Source organism: Amycolatopsis sp. cmx-4-83 (genome assembly GCF_046548815.1).
Taxonomy (GTDB): Bacteria; Actinomycetota; Actinomycetes; order Mycobacteriales; family Pseudonocardiaceae; genus Amycolatopsis; species Amycolatopsis pretoriensis_A.
Genome location: NZ_JAEBEF010000004.1, coordinates 239,612 through 263,184, shown reverse-complemented (window position 1 = coordinate 263,184; position 23,573 = coordinate 239,612). Strand labels below are relative to the sequence as shown.

At 68.7% G+C, this 23,573-nt stretch carries 23 protein-coding genes; 15 read left to right on the top strand and 8 right to left on the bottom strand.

Translation table 11 applies throughout. The annotated features are described in order from the left end of the window. The first annotated feature begins 58 nt into the window (after positions 1 to 58). From ACLJQM_RS13775 to ACLJQM_RS13760, 4 genes are all read left to right on the top strand, one after another. Positions 59 to 1,060, top strand: a complete 1,002-nt coding sequence (locus ACLJQM_RS13775) for a hypothetical protein (protein WP_410631500.1) — start codon at positions 59 to 61, stop codon at positions 1,058 to 1,060. 1,277 nt (positions 1,061 to 2,337) lie between these two features. Beyond that, complete coding sequence (locus ACLJQM_RS13770) at positions 2,338 to 2,580, top strand: hypothetical protein (protein WP_410631499.1); 243 nt, start codon at positions 2,338 to 2,340, stop codon at positions 2,578 to 2,580. Further along, entirely contained in the window at positions 2,577 to 3,161 is a 585-nt protein-coding gene (locus ACLJQM_RS13765) for a sigma-70 family RNA polymerase sigma factor (protein ID WP_410631498.1), read from the top strand. Before ACLJQM_RS13770 ends, ACLJQM_RS13765 begins: the two co-directional genes overlap by 4 nt. A 2-nt stretch (positions 3,162 to 3,163) precedes the next feature. Beyond that, positions 3,164 to 4,726 carry an EAL domain-containing protein gene (locus tag ACLJQM_RS13760; protein WP_410631812.1) on the top strand — a complete coding sequence of 521 codons (1,563 nt, stop codon included), beginning with the start codon at positions 3,164 to 3,166 and terminating at the stop codon, positions 4,724 to 4,726. Between the two features lie 150 nt (positions 4,727 to 4,876). Here ACLJQM_RS13760 and ACLJQM_RS13755 read toward each other — a convergent pair whose 3' ends face one another. Then, complete coding sequence (locus ACLJQM_RS13755; protein WP_410631497.1) at positions 4,877 to 5,812, bottom strand: hypothetical protein; 936 nt, start codon at positions 5,810 to 5,812, stop codon at positions 4,877 to 4,879. Further along, entirely contained in the window at positions 5,785 to 7,563 is a 1,779-nt protein-coding gene (locus ACLJQM_RS13750; RefSeq protein WP_410631496.1) for an AAA domain-containing protein, read from the bottom strand. Before ACLJQM_RS13750 ends, ACLJQM_RS13755 begins: the two co-directional genes overlap by 28 nt. Here ACLJQM_RS13750 and ACLJQM_RS13745 point away from each other — a divergent pair. Both ACLJQM_RS13745 and ACLJQM_RS13740 read left to right on the top strand, forming a co-directional pair. Next, positions 7,562 to 8,077, top strand: coding sequence for a hypothetical protein (locus ACLJQM_RS13745; protein ID WP_410631495.1), 516 nt, complete (start codon positions 7,562 to 7,564; stop codon positions 8,075 to 8,077). The genes ACLJQM_RS13750 and ACLJQM_RS13745 overlap by 2 nt on opposite strands. Next, positions 8,077 to 8,385, top strand: a complete 309-nt coding sequence (locus ACLJQM_RS13740; protein WP_410631494.1) for a hypothetical protein — start codon at positions 8,077 to 8,079, stop codon at positions 8,383 to 8,385. Before ACLJQM_RS13745 ends, ACLJQM_RS13740 begins: the two co-directional genes overlap by 1 nt. A gap of 1,172 nt (positions 8,386 to 9,557) precedes the next feature. On the opposite strand, the gene ACLJQM_RS13735 is transcribed toward ACLJQM_RS13740, so the two are convergent. Continuing rightward, positions 9,558 to 10,274, bottom strand: a complete 717-nt coding sequence (locus ACLJQM_RS13735; RefSeq protein ID WP_410631811.1) for a tyrosine-type recombinase/integrase — start codon at positions 10,272 to 10,274, stop codon at positions 9,558 to 9,560. On the opposite strand from ACLJQM_RS13735, the gene ACLJQM_RS13730 reads away from it, so the two are divergent. From ACLJQM_RS13730 to ACLJQM_RS13705, 6 genes are all read left to right on the top strand, one after another. Continuing rightward, complete coding sequence (locus tag ACLJQM_RS13730) at positions 10,206 to 10,565, top strand: hypothetical protein (protein ID WP_410631823.1); 360 nt, start codon at positions 10,206 to 10,208, stop codon at positions 10,563 to 10,565. The two genes, ACLJQM_RS13735 and ACLJQM_RS13730, sit on opposite strands and share 69 nt — an antisense overlap. Continuing rightward, complete coding sequence (locus tag ACLJQM_RS13725; protein WP_410631493.1) at positions 10,555 to 10,728, top strand: hypothetical protein; 174 nt, start codon at positions 10,555 to 10,557, stop codon at positions 10,726 to 10,728. Before ACLJQM_RS13730 ends, ACLJQM_RS13725 begins: the two co-directional genes overlap by 11 nt. Positions 10,729 to 10,783: 55 nt before the next feature. After that, positions 10,784 to 11,392: an RNA polymerase sigma factor gene (locus ACLJQM_RS13720; protein WP_410631492.1), complete on the top strand. Its 609-nt coding sequence runs from the start codon at positions 10,784 to 10,786 to the stop codon at positions 11,390 to 11,392. Beyond that, positions 11,385 to 12,563 (top strand): CU044_5270 family protein, encoded by a 1,179-nt coding sequence (locus ACLJQM_RS13715; protein WP_410631491.1) that lies wholly within the window; start codon positions 11,385 to 11,387, stop codon positions 12,561 to 12,563. Before ACLJQM_RS13720 ends, ACLJQM_RS13715 begins: the two co-directional genes overlap by 8 nt. Before the next feature lie 325 nt (positions 12,564 to 12,888). Next, on the top strand, positions 12,889 to 13,722 hold the full coding sequence (locus tag ACLJQM_RS13710; RefSeq protein WP_410631490.1) for a hypothetical protein: 834 nt from the start codon (positions 12,889 to 12,891) through the stop codon (positions 13,720 to 13,722). A 159-nt stretch (positions 13,723 to 13,881) separates the two neighbouring features. After that, positions 13,882 to 14,997: a hypothetical protein gene (locus tag ACLJQM_RS13705; RefSeq protein WP_410631489.1), complete on the top strand. Its 1,116-nt coding sequence runs from the start codon at positions 13,882 to 13,884 to the stop codon at positions 14,995 to 14,997. 42 nt (positions 14,998 to 15,039) lie between these two features. Here the strand turns inward: ACLJQM_RS13705 and ACLJQM_RS13700 are convergent, their stop codons facing one another. Further along, positions 15,040 to 15,963 carry an NADP-dependent oxidoreductase gene (locus tag ACLJQM_RS13700; protein ID WP_410631488.1) on the bottom strand — a complete coding sequence of 308 codons (924 nt, stop codon included), beginning with the start codon at positions 15,961 to 15,963 and terminating at the stop codon, positions 15,040 to 15,042. 98 nt (positions 15,964 to 16,061) lie between these two features. Then, positions 16,062 to 16,430, bottom strand: a complete 369-nt coding sequence (locus ACLJQM_RS13695) for a MerR family transcriptional regulator (protein WP_360773912.1) — start codon at positions 16,428 to 16,430, stop codon at positions 16,062 to 16,064. Positions 16,431 to 16,758: 328 nt separating this feature from the next. Here ACLJQM_RS13695 and ACLJQM_RS13690 point away from each other — a divergent pair, with 328 nt between their 5' ends. The 3 genes from ACLJQM_RS13690 to ACLJQM_RS13680 all read left to right on the top strand — a co-directional run bounded on the left by ACLJQM_RS13690 (position 16,759) and on the right by ACLJQM_RS13680 (position 18,895). Further along, positions 16,759 to 17,190: a hypothetical protein gene (locus tag ACLJQM_RS13690; protein ID WP_410631487.1), complete on the top strand. Its 432-nt coding sequence runs from the start codon at positions 16,759 to 16,761 to the stop codon at positions 17,188 to 17,190. Positions 17,191 to 17,315: 125 nt separating this feature from the next. Beyond that, positions 17,316 to 18,065 carry a VOC family protein gene (locus ACLJQM_RS13685; protein WP_410631486.1) on the top strand — a complete coding sequence of 250 codons (750 nt, stop codon included), beginning with the start codon at positions 17,316 to 17,318 and terminating at the stop codon, positions 18,063 to 18,065. 89 nt (positions 18,066 to 18,154) lie between these two features. Further along, the gene (locus ACLJQM_RS13680) at positions 18,155 to 18,895 is read left to right on the top strand and encodes a ribonuclease activity regulator RraA (protein WP_247019829.1); all 741 of its coding nucleotides are present in this window, start codon (positions 18,155 to 18,157) and stop codon (positions 18,893 to 18,895) included. Here ACLJQM_RS13680 and ACLJQM_RS13675 read toward each other — a convergent pair. The 3 genes from ACLJQM_RS13675 to ACLJQM_RS13665 are packed head-to-tail and all read right to left on the bottom strand — an operon-like array spanning position 18,892 to position 23,572. Continuing rightward, positions 18,892 to 20,145 carry a mandelate racemase/muconate lactonizing enzyme family protein gene (locus ACLJQM_RS13675; protein WP_360773901.1) on the bottom strand — a complete coding sequence of 418 codons (1,254 nt, stop codon included), beginning with the start codon at positions 20,143 to 20,145 and terminating at the stop codon, positions 18,892 to 18,894. The genes ACLJQM_RS13680 and ACLJQM_RS13675 overlap by 4 nt on opposite strands. Further along, positions 20,142 to 22,151, bottom strand: coding sequence for an ABC transporter permease subunit (locus tag ACLJQM_RS13670; protein WP_360773900.1), 2,010 nt, complete (start codon positions 22,149 to 22,151; stop codon positions 20,142 to 20,144). The genes ACLJQM_RS13675 and ACLJQM_RS13670 overlap by 4 nt, the downstream gene beginning before the upstream one ends. After that, positions 22,148 to 23,572, bottom strand: a complete 1,425-nt coding sequence (locus tag ACLJQM_RS13665; protein ID WP_360773897.1) for an ABC transporter substrate-binding protein — start codon at positions 23,570 to 23,572, stop codon at positions 22,148 to 22,150. The genes ACLJQM_RS13670 and ACLJQM_RS13665 overlap by 4 nt, the downstream gene beginning before the upstream one ends. Position 23,573 lies beyond the last annotated feature (1 nt).

The window sequence follows — 23,573 nt, the reverse complement described above, 5'->3', positions numbered from 1 at the left end:
GACCGGTGAGCCTGCTGTCATGGGCACACACCGCGTCCGATCGGTACCGTGAGGAGTCATGATCGTCGCACTGGTCATCACGGTGTTCGCGCTCGTGCTGACCGACCTGTGGCTGGTGATGTCGGTGGCCGTCACGGCCGTTCTGTCGCGGTCCGCCAACCGGCGGCTGCGGTGGACGACGGGCGATCACGTCGAAGACGTCCGCAATCGATCGAGCCTGTTCGCCCAGCTGTCCATGATGGGCATGGTCAACACCGTGGCCGGCGCGTTCGCCGGCCTCGGCGCATCGATGTACGTCGTGAACAGCAAGGTCCAGTTCACGTGGTCGATCGTGCCGGTGTTCCTGCTCGGCATCGCACTGGTCCTGGTCCAAGGCGGCGGCTTGGTCGTCGGCTACTGGGCTTCTCGCCCGCTCCGCGCATGGATCACCAGCCCGTTCGTACTCGAAGCGACCGTACGGAAGCAGCTGCAGGCCGGACCGGCGCCGGCCGAGGTCATCGACGACTACGATCAGATCCTCGCCGAACTCCGCCGCAGGCCACTGGTGCGCGGCTTGACAACCTCAGACGGACGAGTCCGGCCGGGCATGCGATCACCCGTCGCCGAGGAAGAATGGCCACCCGCGCGGGACCACGATCCGGTCGGCTGGACCGGACGCGTCCGGGACGACCTCGACCGGCGCGCCGCTTGGCGGTGGGTCTGGCACGGCCAGAGACGCGCCTTCGTCCTCCCGCTCGGGATCGGAGTGGTCCTGTCCGGAACGGCCATCGGCTTGAGCGCCGCGCAGCTGAATCCGGGCGCCCCCACCACAGTGGCACTGGCTGTCGCCTTCGGGTTGTGGCACGTGTTCCTCTGCTGGCTGGGCAGCAAAGCGGCTCGGGTCGAACTCGTTCTCATCAACCGCCAGCACGCGCTCGTCCTGGCGAAGCTGACCGTGTGTGCCGACCTGATCAAGGCATTGCGGGAACTGAACCGGCCTGTTCACCCAGTGGCGGCCGAGCCCGTTCTCCCCGTGCTGTCGGTCGGCCGCTGGCAGCTGTTCCGCCGACCTCACCGTTGATAATCTGAGGGGCCTTTCTCCGGCTCGTTCGACAACTGGTTGAGCGAGGCGCTGCTGCGCGACCACTTCGCCTCCGTCGTGCTCGACTGTGCGGGCACGGTCGAATACGCCAGGGAAGTCTTGAAGGCGAGCCGCCCATCCTGACCGCGCGGCATGGCGTCCACCCGGCTTTCGCCCGCTACGCCAGGCCCGCGATCAACTGAGGAGAAACACCCTCGCTGGCAGCTGAGGATACTTCGCCCCGCACGTCGATCTCGAAGTCCGAAGTCGACGTACCTGCCTAACGAGCCAATGGCCGAGGGCAGATCAGACGGGCCACGGACGCGGGTGGTGGGGAATGCAAGTGTCGGTGGAGGACGAACACCGCGATCAGGGTCGCGGCCACCGTGGTGCTCACGCGTCAAAGCGCGCCACTCGCGACGAGTGCGCCTCGACGGAGCGCCTGCGGCGCACGCTTCTCCAGATGGCCTGGCGGCCATCGGCGCCGGGGGAACATGTCGGCATTTCCCAGAGCTTCGGAACCGGTCGTCAAGCTGGGCAAACGTCATGCCGAACGCGAGTCGCGAACGCGCAGCCGACGCCAAAGCCGACGATCCGGTGGAGCACAGTGAGGTCGAACTGATTTCCTACCGGTAGTGCAGTTCGTACTGGCGTGCCCCCTTTGGCGAGCGCCGATGCTTCGACTGGCCGCTGCTCGTCGCTGCAGATCATGCGCAGTTGCCTGACCATCGGCATCCCCTCAGACAGCGGAAGGGTCTCGACCTCCTGGACGTCCTGGCACGCGCGGCCGCGGATCTTGGCCCGCGAGCGAGCCTGGTGCCGGCCGCGGTCTCGGCCGGACAGCAGCAGGAGGACAAGTCGACCGGCTGCTCGTGATGGAAGAAAACTCGGCGCCTCACGATCGCAGCTGCGCCGACGTCCAGCGCCAGCGCATCGGCGACATCAGCCGGCGGCACAAGCTCCTCGACCGCAACCAGCTCATAGCGGAACCGGCCGCCTCCAGTGCGTTGTAGACGGAGACGTCGATGGCGAACAGCTGCCGGTTCCAGAGCGTGCGTCGTCGACTCGAAGACTGAACCCCGGCAGGGCGTAGCCGAACCAGCGCCTCGGCGAGCTGCTCTTCGTCCCCATTGGCCGGTACGGCGCCGCAGGTCGCTTGGTTCGCCTTGCCTTACACGATCGGGTGAAGGGTGTGCACGAGTACGCTACGGTCCACGTCATGAGGGTGAAGGACGCGCGGTGGAGCGCGTCCCGTTCCCCGGAAGGAGGGTCACCCGGTGTCGTACCTGGTGACCGCGTTCGCTGCTGCCGGCACGTCACTGGCCAGCCGCTGGCTGTGGTCGACGTTCCTCAGCGCGGTGCGCGCGCTGGCGCGTCTCGTCAAGCACCGTCACGCTGTCCTGTTCTCGATCCGTGTACTCGCCGCAGGTGGCGAGATCGAGTGGCGCGTTCGCCGCCCCGGCCTCGACGTGCGAATCCTCAACCGTCCGTCCCGCCCGAGCGGGTCGCCGACGACGTGAGTGACGATGGTCCTCCGCCACCGGAGCACAGCGCGCAGACCGGTCAGGAACTCGCCGAATATCAGAAATTCTTTCGCGACTACCGCGGAACACTCCTTTGGCATCTCGCCCGGACCATTCCGCAAGAGGATTACGTGCTCGTCGCCGACGAGGCGCTCGTCCGCGTGTGGCTGACTTGGAGACGGCCGGTCAAGTCCCGGGAAGCATGGGCGTTGGCGATCGCGAAGAACCTCGCGCTGGACGTCTTGCGCCGTTCCCGCGAGTCGCCCGACGAACTCGGCGAGTACGCCGTCCCACTGTGGAGTTCCACAGTGGACACGGAGAAACACCTCGAATTGCGCGAGACATTGCAGTACGCGGCCGAGGAACTGCCCGCCCGCGAATTCGCCACCGTCCTGCTACAGGTCTTCGGCTACTCGACCACCGAAGTCAGCGACCGGCTCGGCGGCAGTCCGGACTCGATCCGCCGTAACCGGAGCAACGGACGCAAGAGGTTGACCGATTGGCGCGCCCGCGGCAACCGGAATCCACGCACGAGCGGCCCGGGTGACGACCCGGCACCGGGAGGAGCAGCCCGTTGAGCATGTCCGATCACTTACGCCACAACGCGGGACATCATCTGCAGCGTCGGCTGTTCGGCGACACGCGCGACGCGAACCCGGTGCCCGCGCCGACCGAGAACGACGTGCTCTACGCCGCCGCGGAACGCGATCTCGCCACCGGGCGGTACGCCCACTTCGATCCCGCAGGGCTTCCCCTCGTACTCCACACACACGGCTCCGCCGCGGCCGGGGCCACCATGGACGAGGTCGACATCGATTTTCTGGCCAAAGTCGACGCTGCCCGAGCCGCCCCGGGCGCGAAGCTCCTCGTAGTGATCCGCCTGCCGAACCGCACGTCCACCCGACTGCTGGCCGTTACCGAGCTCGACGCGCTGCGCGCCGCAATCACCGACCGGATCGAAGCCACGCTGGGACACTCCTGGCGCGCCGAGGTCGGCGGACGCGGGCACGACCTGATCGTCCTGGTCAACGAGCGGCACCACAGCGCCGGGTTCCGGCGCTGGTTGTCGCGCTTCGGCGACGCAATGGCCGAGCCTGTACCACTCGGCGAGCGGTATGCCTTGATCCGGCCGCACCTGGCACTTGCTTCGGTCGAACCCCAGCGCTCCGGTGGTGCGAACGCGGCGATTCGGACCGCTCGAGCCGGCCTTCCTGCTCCCCCCATGCTGACGTGGGAAACCCCCGGCATGATGGGCGAGGAGGAGCCGGGCAACATCGCCGACCGGGCCGCACTGCTGACACGCGCTCGCGCCGCCCTGGCTGCCGGCCGGTTCGTAATGCTCTACCGCGACATCCAAAGCCTCGACAAACCCGGTGTCGCAGGCGCGCACGCAGTGCCGGCCTGGATAGACACCGACGGCACTGAACACACCTTTGCCGAGCTCGACGACCTCGCCGGCGCCACCGGTCTCACCCATGAGGTCATCGACCACATGCTGCCCGCATTGTGCCGCGACCTCGCTCTGTGGCGGACAAGTCGGCGTCACACGACTCCACACGTGCTGCTCGATCTCCCCGAGCAGATCCTGCGCGACCGATACCTCGACGACCGGCTCGCCGCGACCTTGCATGCCGGGCCGGTACCACCGTCGCAGCTGGTTCTCGGTATTCCCGCCGCGGCCTTCGCCTCCGTCATCGGCATCGACGAACATCTGCACCGGCTCGGGGACATCGGCGTGCACCTCGCTCTCACCGCCTACGGCGACATCCACACGCCACTCGCCGTGCTCACGCGCCACCGATGGAAGTTCGCGGTGATCCCCGCCGACGTCCTGGCCAAACTCGACGACCGCGACCTCGACCGCGTCGACGCCGAGCGGGCCATCGTCAAGGCCCTCGTCAACACCGCGCGCGACCTCAAAGTCCACTTGATCGCCGACGACACCGCACTTCCCGTGGCGCGCCGACACCTCCTGCTCGGCTTGCACATTCCACCGCGACCCCCCATCACCGCATATGAGCTCGCCGAACACCACTGGATCGCCCTGCCCGACTTCCCACCGGATGAACCCGATCCGATCAACATCGCCGTACCCGGCGAGAGGACCAGCCGGATCCTGCCCATCCAACACGCACCTCGCTGAACGCCACCTCCAGTGGCCTTGTCCGCTGTTCCCGCAGACGCGAGCAACATCGGGTATGGGCCTCGTCGCCGTCACGGCGTAACGTGCCATTTGACGATGTCGCACATCCGGAAGGTGAGGCTCGTCGATTGTCCGGCAGGCCGGCCATCATCAGCGGCTCCCGGCGCCTCCTGCCTTTCGCCACGGGTTCTCGCCGCCGGGGTTACGACGCGTGCCCGCCCCGCCACGACCCGGCCTGGTCCGGCCGAGGTCGTTGATGGCCCCGATGACGGCAGGCCAGTACATGTCGACCGTGTCGGCATCGGGAACGTCCCCGATGACCGCGCGCTGCTCGTTGGCGTGAACGAGGTTCCGGAAGTACCGCAACGCCTCGACGATCTTGTACGCGTCGACGTCGATCCACGAAAGCCGGTACGCCACGTGGATCAGGGCGTGCAGCGTCCAGTCGCGGCTCGAGTCCGGCTTGCGAATGCGCTTCTGCCGGAAGGCCGGTTCCGCCCAGATCTCGTCCGGAACCGGCCGGGATTCGGCGGCGTCGAGGAGCAGCCCCTCCATGAGGCTGCCCATGAGGATCATCGCCGCGAGGTGGCAACCACTCGCGCGGCAGGTCTCGAACTCGTCGATCCGCTGCACGAGCAACGGCAACAGGCTCGCGTCGGTGACGATGTCCTCGAGCGAGTACAGCAGTTTTTTGCTGCGCAGCTCGTCGGCTACCGGTGCGGCATCCAACCCCTGGCACAGTCGAGGACGTCTGTCCTCTCCGTAAGCCACGTGCAGGTTCTCTGCGGCGAGCAGCCGGTTGAGGCGCCGACGGACCTCGTCGGCCGTGTCGTCATCGGCCGGGTACTCGCGGCGATCCGCCAACCGGAGGAGAACGCGCGCCACGCCTTCGGTGTCGCCCCGGTGATCCCGCAGCACACCCACGGTCCACAGCCGACGGCTGGCGCCGCCGAGATCGTCCGGGACAGCCCATCCCGCCCGCCGGAAAAATTCGACCAGATCCTTGGAGCGGCGGTAGTACTGGCTGTCGTCACCGCAGATCAACGCGGCCACGGCGGTCAGCGTTCGCTCGTCGAGCGGCTCCACTGGGCGTTCTCCTCTCCGTGCACCCCGGATTCGGCGAGCACTTTCCACAGTGGTTCGAGAGCCAGTTCCTCGTCCAGGAGGAATTGGCTGTGCGAAATCCGGCAGAAGGGCCAGCCCGCTCGCCGCATGTCACGGAGGGCTTCGTCGTCCGCGTGCCTCCGCTCCGCGGGCAGCCCCAGGTGTTCGTCGCACATCACCGCGACCGAGGTTCCGCTCCCGCGCACGACCACGTGGACCGTGCGTTCCCCGAACCGGGTCATCGGGTCGGCGTGGAACCCCCGCAGCCGGATCAAGCGGTAGACCTGCTGGACGAACAACGACTCGAAGGGATCGCACAAGGTCGTCGAGGAAAGGGACGCCACTTCCGGTGCCTCTGCACCGGGGTTCTCGAAGCCCATGTAGTGGCTGATCATCCGGTACCGCTGGTCTTCCGGAGTCAGATCGCCGTCGGACAGGGATGTCACCAGCCACATCTGGTCCATCGCACGGCTGACGGCCACGTTGAGCCGCTGCGCGAAGGGCAGGCTGTTCGGGTACTGCTTCGTCTTTCCCGCCACCACCGTGCAGACGAACATGACATGGCGTTCGTCGCCCTGGAAGTCGGAGGCGTCGCCGACCACGATCTCCCGCCGGTCCACCTCCTCCTCCGACAGCCGCTCGGCGATGAGGCGTTCGATCAGTTTCCGCTGCTTGCTGCCTTGCAGAGCGATGACCCCGAACGTCCGTGTGGTGTATGCCGGATCTCCCGCACAGGCGGTAACGAGATCGGCGACGCGCTCGGCTTCTGCGCGGTTGATCAGGTCGTCGCCTTGGCCGGTCGTAAAGGCGTCCGGAACGTAGTCGACTCGTATGGGGTCCAAGCGGTCGAAGCCGTGCGGCCGCAACGGAACCAGTGTTCCCTGGTAGTACTCCTTGGACGAAAACGAGATGATCTCGGGCATGCACCGGAAGTGCTCCTGCAACCGGACGGTCGCGGGGAACGCGCTGCCGAGGATGTTGTAGAGGTTCCCATTGGGCGCGAGGAAGTTCAGGACGTGCGCGGGAAGCTCGGGGAACTCGGTCCGCAACCGGTCGAGCATCTTCGCGTGGTCGTGCTGGTTGCCGGTCGGCGTGCACTGCTTGTCGTCGCCGACCGCGATGATCCTCGGGGCCAGCCAGAGCAGGAACAACGCCGTGGGCGCGGCTTGACTGGCCTCGTCGACGATCACGACGTCGAAGGTGTGCTGCCTGGCCGGGAACAGTTCGGCCACCTTTTCGATCGGCATCACCCACGCCGGGACCTCGGTCTTGGCCACTGCGATCGCCGACCGAGCCGCCGCCCGGTAGTGCACGGAGGTCGGACCTCGGCCGCCTCCCTGGCGCTTGGCGAAGAACTCGTAACTCTTGAGCGCGCGGCTCGCACCGTCGTTCATCGTCGCCAGGCAGCGGTGCCACGCCTGCTCGGTGGCAAGTTCCGCGGTGGTCGTGCGAAGCCGGTGTTTCGCGGCCTCGAGGTCGGCCTCCCGCTGGGTGTCCCGGGCCTCTTCGTGCCGGCCCCGGACGAACCGCTCCGCCGCCGCCCAGGCCCAGACTTGCTCGATGGATGCAAGCCTGAGCGGCCAGTCCGAACCGCCTGCTTCGGCGATCCGGTCGGCGAGTTCGGGATGGGCCTGCCGGAGCCATCCGTCGAGTGCACCCAGTTCGTCGTGCTCGGCGATGACCACCCGGGCCTTCGCCAGGCTCGTGCCGCCCAGTCCGTTGGCACCCCACATGGTCGACGGCAGGTACCTCGGCCGAGGGGACAAAACCAAACACTACCTCTCCGACCCGGAGGTCATGCGGCTGTTCTCCGCTCGCTCGACAAGGCAGCGAACCGCCGAGCAGGTCATCGAGGCCGAGATCGCCAGGGACCCGGCCCCCGAGGGAGCATCGGAAGGAGCACGCTGCTACGTCGTGGCCACTCCCCTCGCCGGCCCTCCGGAGCTACTGACTGCGCACCTGGCGACCGACGAGCTGACGCCGATCGTGCACAAGGCCTTCGCCGACGCGACCCCGGGCTGGAGAAGTGCCCTGTACGGAAACGAACCCCGGGCCACCGGCCGCGGCTGGCACTCCTACGAAATAACCGCCCGCCGGATCAATCCATCGCGTCGCAGCCACAACGGCGGGACGCGTCTCGATGTCGAGCTTTCCGACGACGGTTCGATGGCCTTGTTCGCCACCGGATTCGTCACTGTGCGGAACTTCGACTCCGGTCACCTCTTTTGGTGTGGGACAATGACGTAGTGGGGTTGGTCGAAGGCATGATATCCTTGGCCGGCACTGTTGGTTCCCGATTCGGCTACGGCGGACAGTGGCAATTCGTAGTGGGCGTGACCAACATGGCAGGCGTTGCCTCGGCCAAGGCGACACGTACGTCCTTTGTGGACATCGACGCCGTAACTCGATACAGCGGCACGGACCACGTCGCGGGAACAACCGCGGTCACCGGGGAACTGCGAGAGCGGCCCGGTGCCGTGACCAAACGCTTGATGTACCGGTTCGTGCGCGCCCTCGGGGTCGAAGGCGACTACGTCGAGAAGTTCGCAGGCTGATGAGCGAAATTCAGGTCAAAAGCCATCGTCAGACGGTCTCCTGTGTAACGACCGATCATGCTTCAGGAGCGAGGCGGGCGAACTGGACCTCCCCCGACCGTGCTCGCACTTGCGCGGCGGCATCAACCGCCAGCGTCACTCGTACCCGGGCGTTCGTGCCGGGCGCGAGAACGACGCGTCCCCCATCCGATCCAATCGAGCTAAACGAAGCGGCTTCGGCGTGCTGATGACGTAGCCGACGGTCCATTGACGGCCGGCCACCAGAACTGTCAATTCGCGGGTGACCCGGAACACGACCGGTAGGCGGAGGTCCGCCGTGGCGTCCTGAACAGTCAAAGGCAGCACCGTCCACAGCCGTTCGACTTCACCTCCCCCAAGCAGCGTCGCCGCGTCCAGTCACCGGCGGATGTCGATCGTCTCGGTGGTGGCCATGTCCGGGACTGTGATCGACGCCGGAATCCTGACCTGGAGGATCGTCAAGGCTTTGCAGATCGCCAGTCGAACAGCCAACGAGTCGTCGTCGGCGTACGGCGCGCTAGGCGCCACACGAACAGAGCCGGCCACGCTCCAGGTGCGAGACCGAGGTCAGGTGTACAACCTCAGCTGTCTCATCGCCTGGCTCGATCATCTGGAGCTTGCTCGTCGGTCTCACCATCGCCGATACGAGTCTCGGAGCCGGTCTCGACAGCCCGTACTCCAAGGCACGCTCAGCAGCGGCGCCGAGCCGATGTTCACCACCAGGGCGAAGCAGGTGCCGGCTCCGAACGCTAAGCCGCGCCGCCGACCTTCGCCCAGCAGCGACCTGCCACCGAGTCCGTAGGACCGCACCAGCACAGAATCGAAATACACTCGCGGCCACGGCGGCACGAGACGTACACCGAGCTGAGACGGCCAGCCCGGTCCACCAGCGCTGGAGAGACAGAGCAAGGCCTTGGGCAAGTCCCTGTCGGAGCCCCGCCACGGCTCGACCCCGGCACCTCCCGACTCAGCCACCTGCCCCAGCGGTAGCCACCGCCCCTTGACGAGCCGGTCACCACACGCTTGGACCGGCTGCCACGATCCGATATTTGCGAGCCCGAGGGGAGCCCGAGAGCGCACGGCCGCGACGGCCGACCCCGACACAGGCCGACACGTCCACGACCCGCCGACCGAGGAAACGACCTTGCCTGGCATCACTCGATACCGCCCGACACGTCAAGATCGCGACTCTTAACCAGCGGGTTCGGGGTTCGAGTCCCTGATGGCGCACAGTCGGAAAGCAAAGCCCACCAATGGTTTCCCGGTAAATTCGGGGTCGCCGTCGGTGGGCTTTGTTGTTCTGTGGGTCCGAGCTGGGGCCGCTGTGGGTCCGGCCCAGAGTCCTGCCAGCGCGGGCCGCGCTCGACCGCTCGACGTCGCCGTTGCCGGATAGATCTCGCACCTGACCTGCAGATCTTCCGTCTCCGGTCGTAGCCGGCGCGGCGAACCAAGCTCGCGGTTGTCTCCGCACAAGCCTGAGCCAGCGACGGGAGCACGCTGGTGTGACCGAGCAGTACCTGCACGGCCTTCAGGTCGTTGCCCGCGGCCAGGGACAGCGTCGCCGCGCCGTGGCGCAGGTCGTGGAACCGCACAGGTGGCAGATCAGCCTTGACGATCAGTCGTCGGAACGGGTGCGACACGTAACTCGGGCTCCAGTGCGGCCGCTGGCCGTGGACTTCGGTAAACAGATCACCGCCCGACCGTCCCGCTCCTAGATCTGATGAGTCACCGTCAGCGACGCTCCAACCATCCACCGCAGGCGCCACCAGCGGCGCAACCCAGACCGGCACGCCGCCGCGCTCGTGCGCGCCTACCGCCCCACGCTGAGCGCCGCCCAGGTCAAGCACCGGCTGCCTGCCACCGCGACGCATCCGGCCGCGCAACTGCCGGACCCGGCGCTGCCCTGGGGCACGGTGAACCCGCTGTCCGCGGTGACCGCCGTGCTCTCCGAGGAGGGCGGCAGCGGCAGGCCCGCCGCCGTCGTCCCGCCCGACGCCCGCGGCCCCGGCGTGACACCGCGCGACGAGCTCGGCCCGGTGCCGGCCGTGGCGGGGGTGATCGGCGCGGGCTGCCTCGCGCTGACGGTGCTGCTGCTGACCAGTCCGTACCGGTCCAGTGCGCCGGAGAACGGTCTCGGGGAACATCGGCACAGTGGTCGATGAACAGGCCGAGGCGTACTGGACGTTCGCCGAGGCGCCGACGAGGCCCGAGCTGGAGCAGTTCTTCTTGCACGTGGGCGGATCGACGCACTCTGCTTGGGTGGTCGAGATCGGTTCGCGAGCGCGCACCCTTCCGGCACCGCAGCCCGAGTCGGCGACCGGATGACTCCTCCGTTCGCGTGCAACGCTACCGCCGCGCAAGCCCAATACTTGTTGTGACTATGACGCGGCAATCAACTCCGGCAAGCGGTGGTGATCGGCCTGACCTGCGTCGCGGTGATCTCGAGGAGACTTTCCGGCGTCTGTTCGACGAGCACGCCGCGGTCCTGCACCGCTATCTGGTCGGGAGGATCGGTGTCGACGTTGCCGGTGACCTGCTCAGCGAGACGTTCCTGATCGCGTTGCAGCAGCGCGACCGCTACGACGCCGAGCGAGGAAGCGCCCGGTCCTGGCTGTTCGGTATCGCGACGAACCTACTGCGCACGGAGGTCCGCAACGAGGTCGCTGCCCAACGCAGGCAGTTGCACCTGGCCGCGCACGAGCACAGCAGGCGGGTTGTGCACGGGCATGCCGATCGGGTGGCCGAACGGATCGACGCGCAGACCCGGGTGCAGCACCTGGCCAGGGCGTTGGCGGAACTCTCGCCGAACGATCTGGACGTGCTGCTGCTGACCAGTTGGGCAGAACTGACGCCGACCGAGATCGGCGAGGCGCTCGGTGTTCCCGCCGGCACCGTGCGCTCCCGCTTGCACCGGACCCGGCGCTTGCTGAAGGCGTCCGCGGCATCCAGCTCCGCGCGCGATGAGGAAGGAGTACAGGCCGATGACTGAGGACAACGTCCACCGCTTGTGGACGGACGAAGAGCTGGACGAAGGGCTGATCTTGATGCGCCCCGGCGAACTCGCCAACCGGCAGCCCCTGGCCGAGGCACGAAACACACTGTTGAACGCAGTGCGCTCACTCGAAGGCAGGGACACCCTGGTGGCCGACACCGACCCGGTGACCGAGCCGACCCGAAAGCCAGGGCTCCCCGCCGGACGGCGCTGGTGGCTCAGCGCGGCGGCCGCCGCGGTAGTGGTCGTTGCCGTCGGCGGCACCGTGGCGAGCACCGGCGGAGACCACGGTGGCCCCTCGGCCCAGTCGACGTCGTCGGTGCCGGCGGTGAAATTCGCGTCGGTGCAGCAGGCGCTGGGCAAAGCGGCCGACATGATCCACGTCACGGGCGAGGCGCCCATTCCCGCAGGGAAATTCCGGTACACCGAGACCCGCGGCTGGTACCTGGTCGCCAGCAAAGAGCGCCAGTTCGCTTTCCTCGCCGAAGAGCTGAGGCAGACCTGGCAGCCGAGTGACTTCGACAGTGAATGGCTGCTCAAGATCGGGCAGACGGGGAACAAGCAGTGGCTGGTGGGCAACGAGCAAACCGCCACCACCACCGAGGGCCAGAACGTGAACGAAATCCGTCAGTCCGGTGAGTGGCGCGCGCGGGGTGGCCAGTTCCCCGAGAAAGCGTTGATCTTCGCCGGCCGGGGCGCCGACAAATGGGGCGCACCCACCGAACAGCAGCTGGCCGACTTGCCCCGTGACCCGCAACAGCTCTACGACCTCATGCTCAAAGATCCCTATCTGGTGAACAAGCCCCGCGGCGGAGGTGTGCTGAGACTCGCGTCCGATCTGCTGAAGACCGGTGTCGTACCCGCCGATCTCAAGGAAGCGGTGTACCGCGCGGTGGCCAAGATCCCCGGGCTGAAGATCACCGCGCAGGTGGCGAACCTGGACGGCCGCAAGGGCGTCGCCCTCGGTGTCACACCCCCGGACGGTGGCTATCTCTACGAGATCATCGTCGATTGCGACACCGGCGAGTTCATCGGGGAACGGACGACCCAGTTGACGCCGGGAGGCGACGCGGGGATCGAAGGCATCAAAGCCAACACCGTGTCCGCCTACAGTTCGGTCCGCACCGCCATCACCGACCAGGCGGGGACCGTTCCAGCGGGAAGCTGACCGGCCCACAAGGCCGACCGGAGTGGACCCGGCACTCGCTCCTGGGCGGGCGCCGGGCCCACCAAAGCCGCGCCGACCAGCCAAAAGGCCCACTTGACCAGCGGGTTTGGGTTTCGAGTCCCTGATGGCGCACGTGGTCGCACGGCGAGGAGCCGGCCGCTGGTCGGAGGGTGCCGATGAGGGGGATGCCCCGGTAGCCGGCGATCAGCAATTCCTCCGCGACCCGCATCGACTCGGTCGCCTTGGTGACGTCGGCTGAACGATCGTCCGTCCGAAGTGGCTGCCGAGGTGAAGCCGACCCCGTGCGGGCTGACAGACTCCTGTCGTGATCCTCGGATACGTCCTCGCCGTGCTGGCCGCTGTCGCGTCGGGCAGTGGGTCCATTCTGGAGTCCGCCGGTGTGCGGCGGGCCGGGGCCTTCGGTGGCTCGCCCCAGGACCTCGTCGCGCTGCGGCGGCAGCCGCTCTACTTCCTCGGGGTCGGAGTTGACCTGCTCGGGTTCGTCTTCGCCGCCGCCGCGCTGCATCGGCTGCCGCTCTTTCTCGTGCAGTCCGTGCTCGCGTTCAGCGTCGGGGTCACCGCCACGATCTCCGCCGTCCTCGGTGTTCGGCTGGCCGGGGCCGGGTGGGCCACTCTCGGTGTGGGGGCGACGGGGCTGGTGCTGCTCGGGCTGTCCGCCGATCCGAGTCCCGCGCAGCCGCTGCCGTCCACCTGGAAGCTGCTGCTCGTGGCGGGTGCGGGGGTGATCGCGGCCATCGCCTTCGTCGCGCAGCGCGCCGACGGGCGCTGGGCGCCGATCGTGCTGGGGTTCTGCGCCGGGCTGGGGTTCAGCGCCGTCGGGATCTCGGCGCGGACGCTCGACGCGTCGGGGCCGGCTTGGCGGCTCGTCCTGGAGCCGGCGATCTGGTCGATGATCGCCAACGGGCTCGCGGCGGCCGTCGCGTTCGCGATGGCCCTGCAACGCGGGCGCGCCACCGCGGTCACCGCCATCATGTTCACCACCAACACCGCGGTCTCTTCGCTGATCGGGGTGGTGCTGCTGGACGACCGCGTCCGCAGTGGCTTCACCGCCGCGGCCGCCGCGGGGTTCGTGCTCGCGGTCGCGGGGGCGATCGGGACCGCCCACTACGCGGCCGGGCACCGGACCACCGCCACCTGAAACTCCTAGTACTTTCGGCCGATGTCCGCACGGTGAAAACCCTCCGAAAGACGTGAGCCATTTCGGGGTTCTCTTCCTGGCGCCGGTTTCGCCGCCAACCACCGCCCTACTGTGGCGGTGCTTGGTGATCTTGAACCGGAGCAGAAGAGGGGAACCACCTTGCCGAACCGGACCAGATTCTTCAGCCGGACGTTGGCGGCAGCGGGCACCGCGGCGGCTTTGGCGCTCGCCACGGCCGTTCCCGCCGCGGCCGCGCCGGCCACCGTCGAGCAGGACGTCGCGCAGCTGTACCAGGACGTCGTCGACCTCTACAACGGCCTGCCCGCGAGCGCGCTGAGCGGCGTCGACCGGCTCATCGAGTCGCCCATCCCGCACGTCGGCCCCCAGCGCCAGGCCGCGCAGGGCCCGATCCCGGGCTGCACCGAGGGTTCGCTGCTGACCTACGCGAACAAGCTCGCCTCGCAGCTCACCCCGCTCGAGAGCCAGGCACTCGACGCACTGTCGGCGCTCAGCCAGCTCTACGTCCAGGGCGTCGCGTCCGACAAGACCCCGCAGGTCTTCGGCACCGACGGCCAGTACACCCCGCGCGCCACCGCCACGATCGACAAGCTGCGCGGCTTCTGGGACATCGAGAGCTGGAACATCCAGCTCGTCGCCTGGAAGGGCACCGATCTCGGCAGCCAGGCGAAGATGGCGCAGACCTTCAGCCTCGGTCTCGCGCCGGCGAAGGTGAAGGCCGCCGCCGCGCTCGCCACCAAGGTGCTCTACGAAGTGCCCGCGATGCAGGGCGGGCGCAACCCGCTGATCACCCTCAACGCGTTCTCCGCCCCGGCCGACAGCCTCGGCGGCAAGCGCGTGGCGCTCGGTGACGGCCTGCTCGACACCGTCGACTTCCTCGGGTTCGACGACGTCTCGGTCGAGTCCGTGGTCGGCCACGAGTACGGCCACCAGGTCGACTTCGCCCACGACAACCACCCGCGCAACGAGTCCTCCGAGATGGGCCCCGACGCCTACGGCGGCTACTTCGTCGCGCACGCCAAGGGCTTCGCGTGGGACGCCCGCACCCAGCAGGAGGTGACCTACCTGGACGCCTCCATCGGGGACTGCTTCCACAGCCACGGCACCCCCGACCAGCGCAAGGCCGCCGGCGCGTGGGGCGAGAAGCAGGCGACGAGCCAGGGCAACCCGAACCGGGTCGTCCCGACCGCCACGATGATCGAGAAGTTCCAGAAGGAATACCCGAAGCTGATGCCGCCGGCCGCCGCTCGCGGTTGATTTCGATGGGCCGTCTCCCCGGAACGCGGGAGGCGGCCCGCCTCAGGCCACCTTGATGACGACCTTCCCCGCGGCGTGACCGTTTTCGACGGTGGCGAGCGCGGCCGGGGTGTCGGAAAACGGGTGGACCGCGGTGATCACGGGTGCGAGGACCCCATCCAGGGCCAGCCGGGCGGACCGCTCCAGGCTTTCCCGGTCGAGGCGACGCTCGACGAAACGCCCGCCCAGCTCCGACACGGACATATCGCCCACCGAGATGACGGTGCGGGGCTCCCGGGCCAGCGGGGCGACCGTCCGCAGCGAGGTGCCTCCGGCCAGGTCGACGATCCCGTCGAAGCCGTCCGGAACCAGCTCGCGGGCCGCGGCGACGACGTCCCCGGCGGTGTAGTCGACGAACCGCACGCCGACGGCCTCGGCGTGCTCGCGCTTGGCGGTGCTCCCGGTGCCGATCACCCGCAGCTCACGCGCGACGGCCAGCCGGGCGACGGCGAGGCCGACCCCGCCCCCGACGCCGTTGACGAGGATGGTGGCGCCGGCCGGGAGGCCGAGCTGGTCGAGCGCGTCCACCGCGGTCGTCCCGGCCACCGGCAGCGTCGCGGCCACGGTCGCGGACAGCCCCGCCGGGATGCGCGCGGTGTTGGGCGCGGACAGCACCGTCGTCTCGGCGTAGGTGCCGCCGCCGGTGAGCGCGAAACCGAAGACCGCGTCACCCACCTCGAGCCCGTCGACGTCCTCGCCCAGCGCGAGAACGGTTCCCGCCGCCTCCATGCCCAGCACGCGGGGGAACGGACGCCCGCCGTCGAGCCCGGGGACCAGGCCCGAGCGCAGGAGGTGGTCCAGGGGGTTCACGCCGGCGACGTCGACCCGGATCAGCACCTCACCGCGGCCGGGGGCGGGATCGGGCCGGTCGAAGAACTCGTGCACCTCGGGCCCGCCGTAGCTGCCGAAACCCCACGCCTGCCCCATTTTCTGCCACCTCTCGCCCGACCGGCCCGGTGCTTCCGGGCGCTGTCGCCATCCTCACCGCTGACACCGGTGTGAGGGGCAACCGGCTGAGGCGCGGGTCACAGCGCCAGTTGTGCCCGGTGCCGGCTGTTGGCCTTGATCAGCACGTCGAGCGCTTTTCGGGTCTCGACCAGGTGCGCGATGTCGGCGTCGATCCGGTCGCGCTCGCGGATCATCGCCGCGAACGTCTCTTCGGCGACATCCAGATCGTCAGGGACGTCCACGCAGGGCAGCACGGTGGCGATGACGCGGCTGGACATGCCCGCGTCGAACAGCCGGCGGATGAGCGTGACGCGCTGGACCGCGGTGTCGGCGTAGTGGCGCTGTCCCGCTTCGGAGCGGGCGCTGGTCAGCAGGCCCTGGTCTTCGTAGTACCGCAGTGAGCGCGGGCTGACGCCCGTGCGCTGGGACAGTTCGCCGATCCGCACCCCGAAAGCCTACGCCCGCGTGTTCCGGTTCAACCCGACGGCGAGTGGCCTGCCCTGGCGATCGTGCGCGCGTGCCGAATTGAGGACGTTTGTGATGTGGACGCCGGCGACAGGGCTGGTGTGCATGTCTCGGGTGCAGGGCGACGGTGCTCGGCTGGTCCACGCGGCTGAGCTGACGGTGGCGGTCATTGCGAGGAGCCTTAGCCGAGGGAAAACAGACAGACACACGTACATCCGTCAGGTGACGGATGTACCTTCCTTGGCCTCGCGACAGCATGGCCTCTACGGAGTCCGGCTCTCCCGCACCGTTGCAGGTACGAAATCAGCGGTGGAACGGCGGGTTCGGGACTATTTGGCCGGAGCGGAGTCCTTGAAATGGGCACCCAGCTCCGCCGGCCACAAGCATTCGACGGTAACCGGGTTCACCATCGCGGCGGTTCTACTGGCCCTCGCGCTTTTCGGGACATGGCACCTGCCGTTCTTGAGCGCACTCGACGACCTCGATGGTCTTCGGGAAGACCTTTCGGGTTGCGGCTCGAAGGTCGGCGAGTGGATCGAGGAGTCCAAGCGCAGCAGGGCGAGGGCTTCGACCGTTGTGCCGATGGATGAGGCGCTCCCCGCGCGCATCGGCTCCGGGACTTCGGACGGCAACGATCCGCCTGAGCAGGATGGCACGGGTCTTGACCCGGCGGTGGATGCCAGGCAGCCGCGGCCGCATGAGGACCCGACGAAGCGGCTGAGTGGTTCGCCCGACGACTGATGGTTACCGGATCGTGTATGCGCCGGTCCACGCCGCAGCCCCTCCCGGCTCTCGACCCAGCGATCGGGTTTCCCCGGTTCCATATTGGCTTGCCGCTCCACGAGGGCGGTGTCTACGTTCCGCTCGTGCGTTCGCGACTGCTGGCGGTGACCTTCGAGGCGGACGACCCCGCTGTGCCGGCCCGGTTCTGGGCCGGCCTGCTCGGCCGGGAAGTCGTCGGCGATGCCGGCGGTGTGCTGCTGCCGGGCGGGGACACCCAGCTGGGCCTGCGGTTCGTGCCGGGCCGCGGTGGGCGGCTCGGGGCGAACCGGATGCACCTGCACCTGACCAGTGCCGACCTCGACCACCAGCGGCGCACCGTGGCCACCGCGGTCGGGCTCGGCGGCCGTCACGTCGATGTCGGGCAGCGGCCGGAGGAGGGGCACGTCGTCCTGGCCGATCCGGCGGGCTACGAATTCTGCGTGATCGAGCCCGATAACGGCTACCTCGCCGGGTGCGGGCCGCTGGGTGAGCTCACCTGTGCCGGCACTCGGCAGGCCGGCCTGTTCTGGGGCGCGGCGCTGGGCTGGCCCCTGGTGTGGGACCGGGGCGAGCAGACCGCGATCCAGTCACCGCGCGGTGGCACCAAAGTCGCTTGGGACGTGTGGGATGGCGCGCCCGTGACGTCGAAGGCGGAGCCGGGCCGGCAGCGTTTCGAACTGCTCGCCGCGGACGGTGATCAGCGGGCGGCGGTCGACGCGCTGGTCGCCCTCGGCGCCGCACGGCTCGGCGTCCGTGACGACGGCACCGTCGTGCTGGCGGATCCGGACGGCACCGAGTTCTGCGTGTGGCCGGCCGGCCACACGCAGAACGGGTCGCCACCCCGGACCGGATGACCACCAGCCACGAACGAAACGGGCCGGATACGCCAAAGCCGGGCTAGGCTGGAACCGGAAGTCAGCGCGGATCCGAGGGAGCCACCGAAGTGGTCGAGACGCACGACATCGTCCGCCCGCCCGCCGAGCTCAGTGCGGCGCTCGCGAAGATCGGCAGCGCGACCGCCAGTGGTGAGCTCAGCCGGATGGGGATTCGCAGCGCGTTCATCAGCGGGCCCGTTTCGGTGACGCCCGGTGTGCGCGTCGCGGGGCCGGCGCTCACGCTGCAGTTCTTGCCGAAGCGGGAAGACCTTTACCCCGTCGAGGAATACGAAGAGCCGGAGAAGCAGCTGCACCGGCACGTCATGTACCACGCCCAGCCCGGCGACATGATCGTCGTCGACGCGCGCGGGGACATGGGCAGCGGGGTGTTCGGCGAGATGATGCTGACCTACTTCAAGGGCCGCGGCGGTGCCGGCGTGGTCGTCGACGGGTGCCTGCGCGACACCGGTGAGGCCAAGCAGCTCGGACTCGGGCTGTGGATCCGGGGCGCCACCCCGAACTTCCACACCCAGACCGGCATCGTGCCGGTCGCCGTCAACGTGCCGGTGGCCTGCGGGGGCACGCTCGTCGAGCCGGGGGACATCGTGGTCGCCGACGACGACGGGGCTGTCGTGGTGCCGGTGAAGCTCGCCCCGGCTCTGGTGGCGCACGCCGAGGAGCACGCGGAATGGGAGGAGTTCTCCCGGATCCGGCTGGCCGAAGGCGGCGACCTGCGGCGGTACTACCCGCTGTCGGACGAGGCCCGGCCCGAGTACGAACGGTGGCGCGCCGAACAGGGCCGCGCCTAGCTCCACAGGCGGTCGTGGCTCGACTCCGCGTCCCAGTGCGTCGTTTCGGCGAAGAACACCGGGGCGCGCGGGTCGAGGTGGTGGCGCACCAGTTCCTCGTCGAGGTCGCCGAAGCCCAGTCCCGGTGTGTCCGGCACCGTGATGTGGCCGTCCCGGATCAGCGGGCCGGTGACGAGGTCGCTCCAGAACTCCACGTCGGCCGCGTGGTGTTCGAGCACGAGGAAGTTCTCCGTGGCGGCCGCCAGGTGCACGCACGCCATCGTCGCGATCGGTGACGCCGCCAGGTGCAGCGCCATCGCGATCCCGCGCTCCTGCGCGTAGTCGCCGAGCCGCTTGGTCTCCGCGATCCCGCCCGACGTCGCCGGATCGGGGTGCACGACGCGGATGGCGCCCGCGTCCAGCAGCGGCCGGAAACCCTCCAAGAGGTAGATGTCCTCCCCCGTGCACGTCGGGACGGCGACGGCCTCGGTGAGCCGGCGCCACTGGTCGGTCAGCTGCCACGGGATCAGGTCTTCGATCCACGCCAGCGTGAACGGCTCCAGCGCGCGGCCGATCCGGATGCACGAGTCGAGGGCGATGTGGCCGAAGTGGTCGGCGGCGAGCGCGACGTCGTAGCCGACGACGGACCGCACTGTGTCCACATAGGACGCCAGGTGATCGACACCCGTGGCCGTCACCTGGATGCCGGTGAACGGGTGCATCGTCGTGTCGTCCGCGCGGGCACCCGGCGGCGCGATCAGCGCCCCCGGCACGTCCCACAGCAGGTCGACGCCGACGTCCATCTTCAGCATCGTGAACCCGCGCCGCTTGCGCTCCAGCAGCCGGGCGCCCATCTCGTGCGGGTCCGGCAGCGACGGCGTGTCCGCGTAGCACCGGATCTCGTCCCGGAACCGGCCGCCGAGCAGCGCGTACGCCGGCACTCCGTACGCCTTGCCCGCCAGGTCCATCAACGCCATCTCGACGCCGGAGACCCCGCCGCCCTGGCGGCCGTGGTGCCCGAACTGCTTGATCTTGCGGAAGATCTTGTCGACGTTGCAGGGGTTCTCGCCGACGAGCCTGCTCTTGAGCACGAGCGCGTAGGTGGCGCTGGCCCCGTCGCGCACCTCGCCGTAGCCGACGAGGCCCTGGTTCGTGTCGATCCGGATGAGCGACGAGCGGAACGGCACGCCGGTCAGGTTCGCCACCCGCAGGTCGGTGATGCGCAGGTCGCTCGGGCGCGACGCCGTCGCGACGTGCTCCTCCGTGATCACCCCTTCACCGCCCCGGCGGTGAGGCCTTCGGTCAGGAACCGCTGCCCGAACCCGTACATGAGCACGACCGGGATGCTGATCAGCAGCGAGGCCGCGGCCAGCTGCCCCTGCGGCACGACGTCGCCGAAGATCATCGACTGCATGCCGACGGGCAGCGTCTTGTAGTCGTCCTTGGTGATGAACACGAAGGCGAAGAGGAACTCGTTCCACGCGTTGGTGAGCGTGAACAGCGCGACCGCGAGCAGGCCCGGTTTGGCCAGCGGCAGCACGATCCGGCGGAACGCCCCGAACCGCGTGCAGCCGTCGACCAGCGCGGCCTCCTCGAGGTCGGCCGGGATGGACTTGAAGTAGCCGACGAGCAGCCACGTCGCGAACGGCAGGGTGAACGTCGGGTAGGCGAGCACCAGCGACCACAACGAGTCGTTCAGCCCGATCCCGCTCATCAGCTGGTACAGCGGGATGAACAGCAGCGCGCCCGGCATCACGTAGGTGAGCAGGATCGTCACCGTGAAGCTCTCCGAACCCCGGAACTTCAGCCGTGCCAACGCGTACCCGGCCAGCGCCGCGCAGACCAGCGCGATCACGGTGGACGCCACCGACACCAGGATCGTGTTGAGGTACCAGGTGCCGAACGCGCGGCCGGTGAACAGGTTGGTGAACTGCTCGGTGCTCCACGGGGTCGGCCAGAGGTCGTCGGTGCGCGCGACGATCTGGTCGTCGGACTTGAAGGCCGTGACCGTCATCCAGTAGAGCGGCGCGAGCACGAAGCCGAGCAGACCCACGAGCGCGAGCCCCGACCCGGCGCCGCCGACCAGGCGGGCCGCCACCCGGTTGCCCCGGATGGCGAGCGCGGAGACGACCCGGCCGAGAGCCGCGGCCAGCACCACGAACACGCCGAGCACGAGCGCGGCCTTCCACACGATGTGCGGGGACGCCCAGGCCAGCAGGAGCAGCGCGACCACGACGACCGCCCACGGCAAAGCTTTGCGCTGCGCCGGAGTCAGCCGCGTGCGTCCCAGGTCGGCCGCGCCGGGCTGGTCGCTGCGGCGCATCATCCGCACGAGGAGCACCACGAGGATCGCGATGACCGGCAGCATCACCAGCGTGACCGCGGCGCCCGCGCCCAGCTGCAGCTGCTGGATCGCCTTGGAGTAGGCCACCATCACGTACGGGGCGGTCGCGTCCCCCGGCCCGCCCTGGGTCATCAGCCAGATCAGGTCGAAGTTGTTGAACGTCCAGATCGACGACAGCAGCACCGTGACGATCATGACCGGACGCAGCCCCGGCAGCGTGATGTGCAGGAAGCGCTGCCACTGCGACGCGCCGTCCACCATCGCCGCCTCGTGGAGACCGTGGTCGATGGCCTTGAGGCCGGCGAGGAACGTCACCGTGAAGAACGGGATGCCCTTCCAGACGTTGACCAGGATGACCGCCGGCATCGCGAGCGCGGGATCGGACAGCCACTCCGCGGGCCACTTGTCGACGAGCCCGATCGCGGCGAGGCCGGGGCCGATCCCGGAGTCGGTCAGCAGAACGTTGACGCTGCCGAAGATCGGGTCGAGCAGCGAGCGCCAGGTGAAGGCCGTGACGACCGTCGGGATCACCCACGGCAGCAGGATCACCGCGGCGACCAGTGCCTTGCCGCGGCGCATGTGGTGCAGCATCAACGCCGCGATGAGCCCGAAGGTCACCTTGAAGATCTCGGCGTAGGCGGTGAAGACGAACGAATTGAGCACGCCCTGGTGGAACAAGCCGTCGCCGACGAGGGCGGTGTAGTTGTCCAGCCCGACGAAGACCGTTTCCGCGCCGTGGCGTTCGGTGGTGCTGGTGAAGATCGAGCTGACGATCGGGACGAGGATCAGGCCGGCGACGAGCACCAGCGTCGGCCCGATGAACACCGCGGCGAGGCGCCAGTCGCGCCCGAGCCGCCGCTGCGTCGGCGTGAGCGAGGACGACGCGGCCGGCGCCGGGCGGGCCGGCGCCGGGCGCGGACGCAGGGTGGTCATTGCCGGTAGCCCTGTTGTTCGAAGATCTGGACGATCCGGGTGTGCGTCGCGGCGACCGCGTCGGCCGGCCGGGTGCCCTGGATGACCGACTGCATCATGTCGGTCAGCAGGTAGGCGGCGAGGGCGGCCTGCTCGCCGGGGCTCGGGGCCTGGGGGAACGCGTACCCGGTCTTGGTGGTCACCGGGAGCTGCGCGCGGGTCTGCTCCCGCAACGCGGGGTAGGCCGGGTCACCGCTCGTGTAGTACGGGTCGGAGTCCCACACTTTGCTCCACGACGGGTTCACCAGGCACGGTGCTTCCTTCGCGACCCCGAGCAGCGCGCTCCCGCCGGCCATGAACTTCGCGACCAGCTTGGCGAGGTCGGGGTTCTTCGCCCCCTTGAACACGACGAACGAGTTGGACTCGCCGAACGCCAGCGGCCGGTCGAGCGCCGGCCCGGTGGCCCCGTTGAACACGTGGGTGTTGGCGTAGACCGGGTTCTTCTTGGTCTTCGAATCGGCGTAGACGCTGAACTGGTTGAGCGTGAGCCCGAGGATCTGGGCCAGCCAGTTCTCGTTGTTGCTCGAATCGGTCCAGCTGCCGATCCCGGGCGGCAGCATCGGCCGGTACTTCGGGTTCGTGTAGATGTCGCCGATGAACGTGACGGCGGCGACGGTCTCCGGCGAGTTGAACACCACCTTCGTGCCGGTGTTGTCCGCGATCGCCCCGCCGTAGGTGTTGACGACGTTCTGGATGAAGCCGTTGGCGTCACCCGAGCGGTTCACCGTGAGTCCCCAGCCGAAGCGCCGCTTCGCCGGGTCCGAGACCGCCAACGCGTTGTCGCGCAGCTCTTCCCACGTGTAGTAGGGCTTGAGCGGAAGACCCTTTTCCTGGTACCAGTCCTTGCGCAGGTACATCCCGGACGCGATGAAGTGGTACGGGATCGCGAACCAGCGCCCGTCGAACACGCAGTAGTCGTTCGCCTCGGTCGCGGGCTCTCCGTAAAGCGCTTTCATCTCCTCGACCACGTCGGTGACGTCGGTGAGGGCGCCGAGGTTGTGGAGCTGGCCGACGAACCGGCGGTCGCTCAAGAAGGCCAGGTCGCGGTTGGTGCCCGCCTTCACCTCGGCGTCCATCTTCGCGACCATGTCACCGGCGTCGCCGGAGACCAGGTCGTTGCGGATCGTGGTGCCGGTGGCTTGCGCGAACACCTGCAGGGACTTGTCCAGCGCCTTGTTGGCGGCCTCCGAGTACAGCTTCTGCGACAACATCCCCACGGACCCGCCGCGGAGCCGCGCCGCCTGGTCGAGCAGTGCCTGCGGCACCTGGACGTCGACTTGCGGTGCGGGTGCGGGACCGCTCCCGCACCCGGCGAGACCGAGCACGCCCAGCGCGCTCACTCCGAGGAACGTGCGCCTCGACAGGTCAGTTTTCTCTTCCATG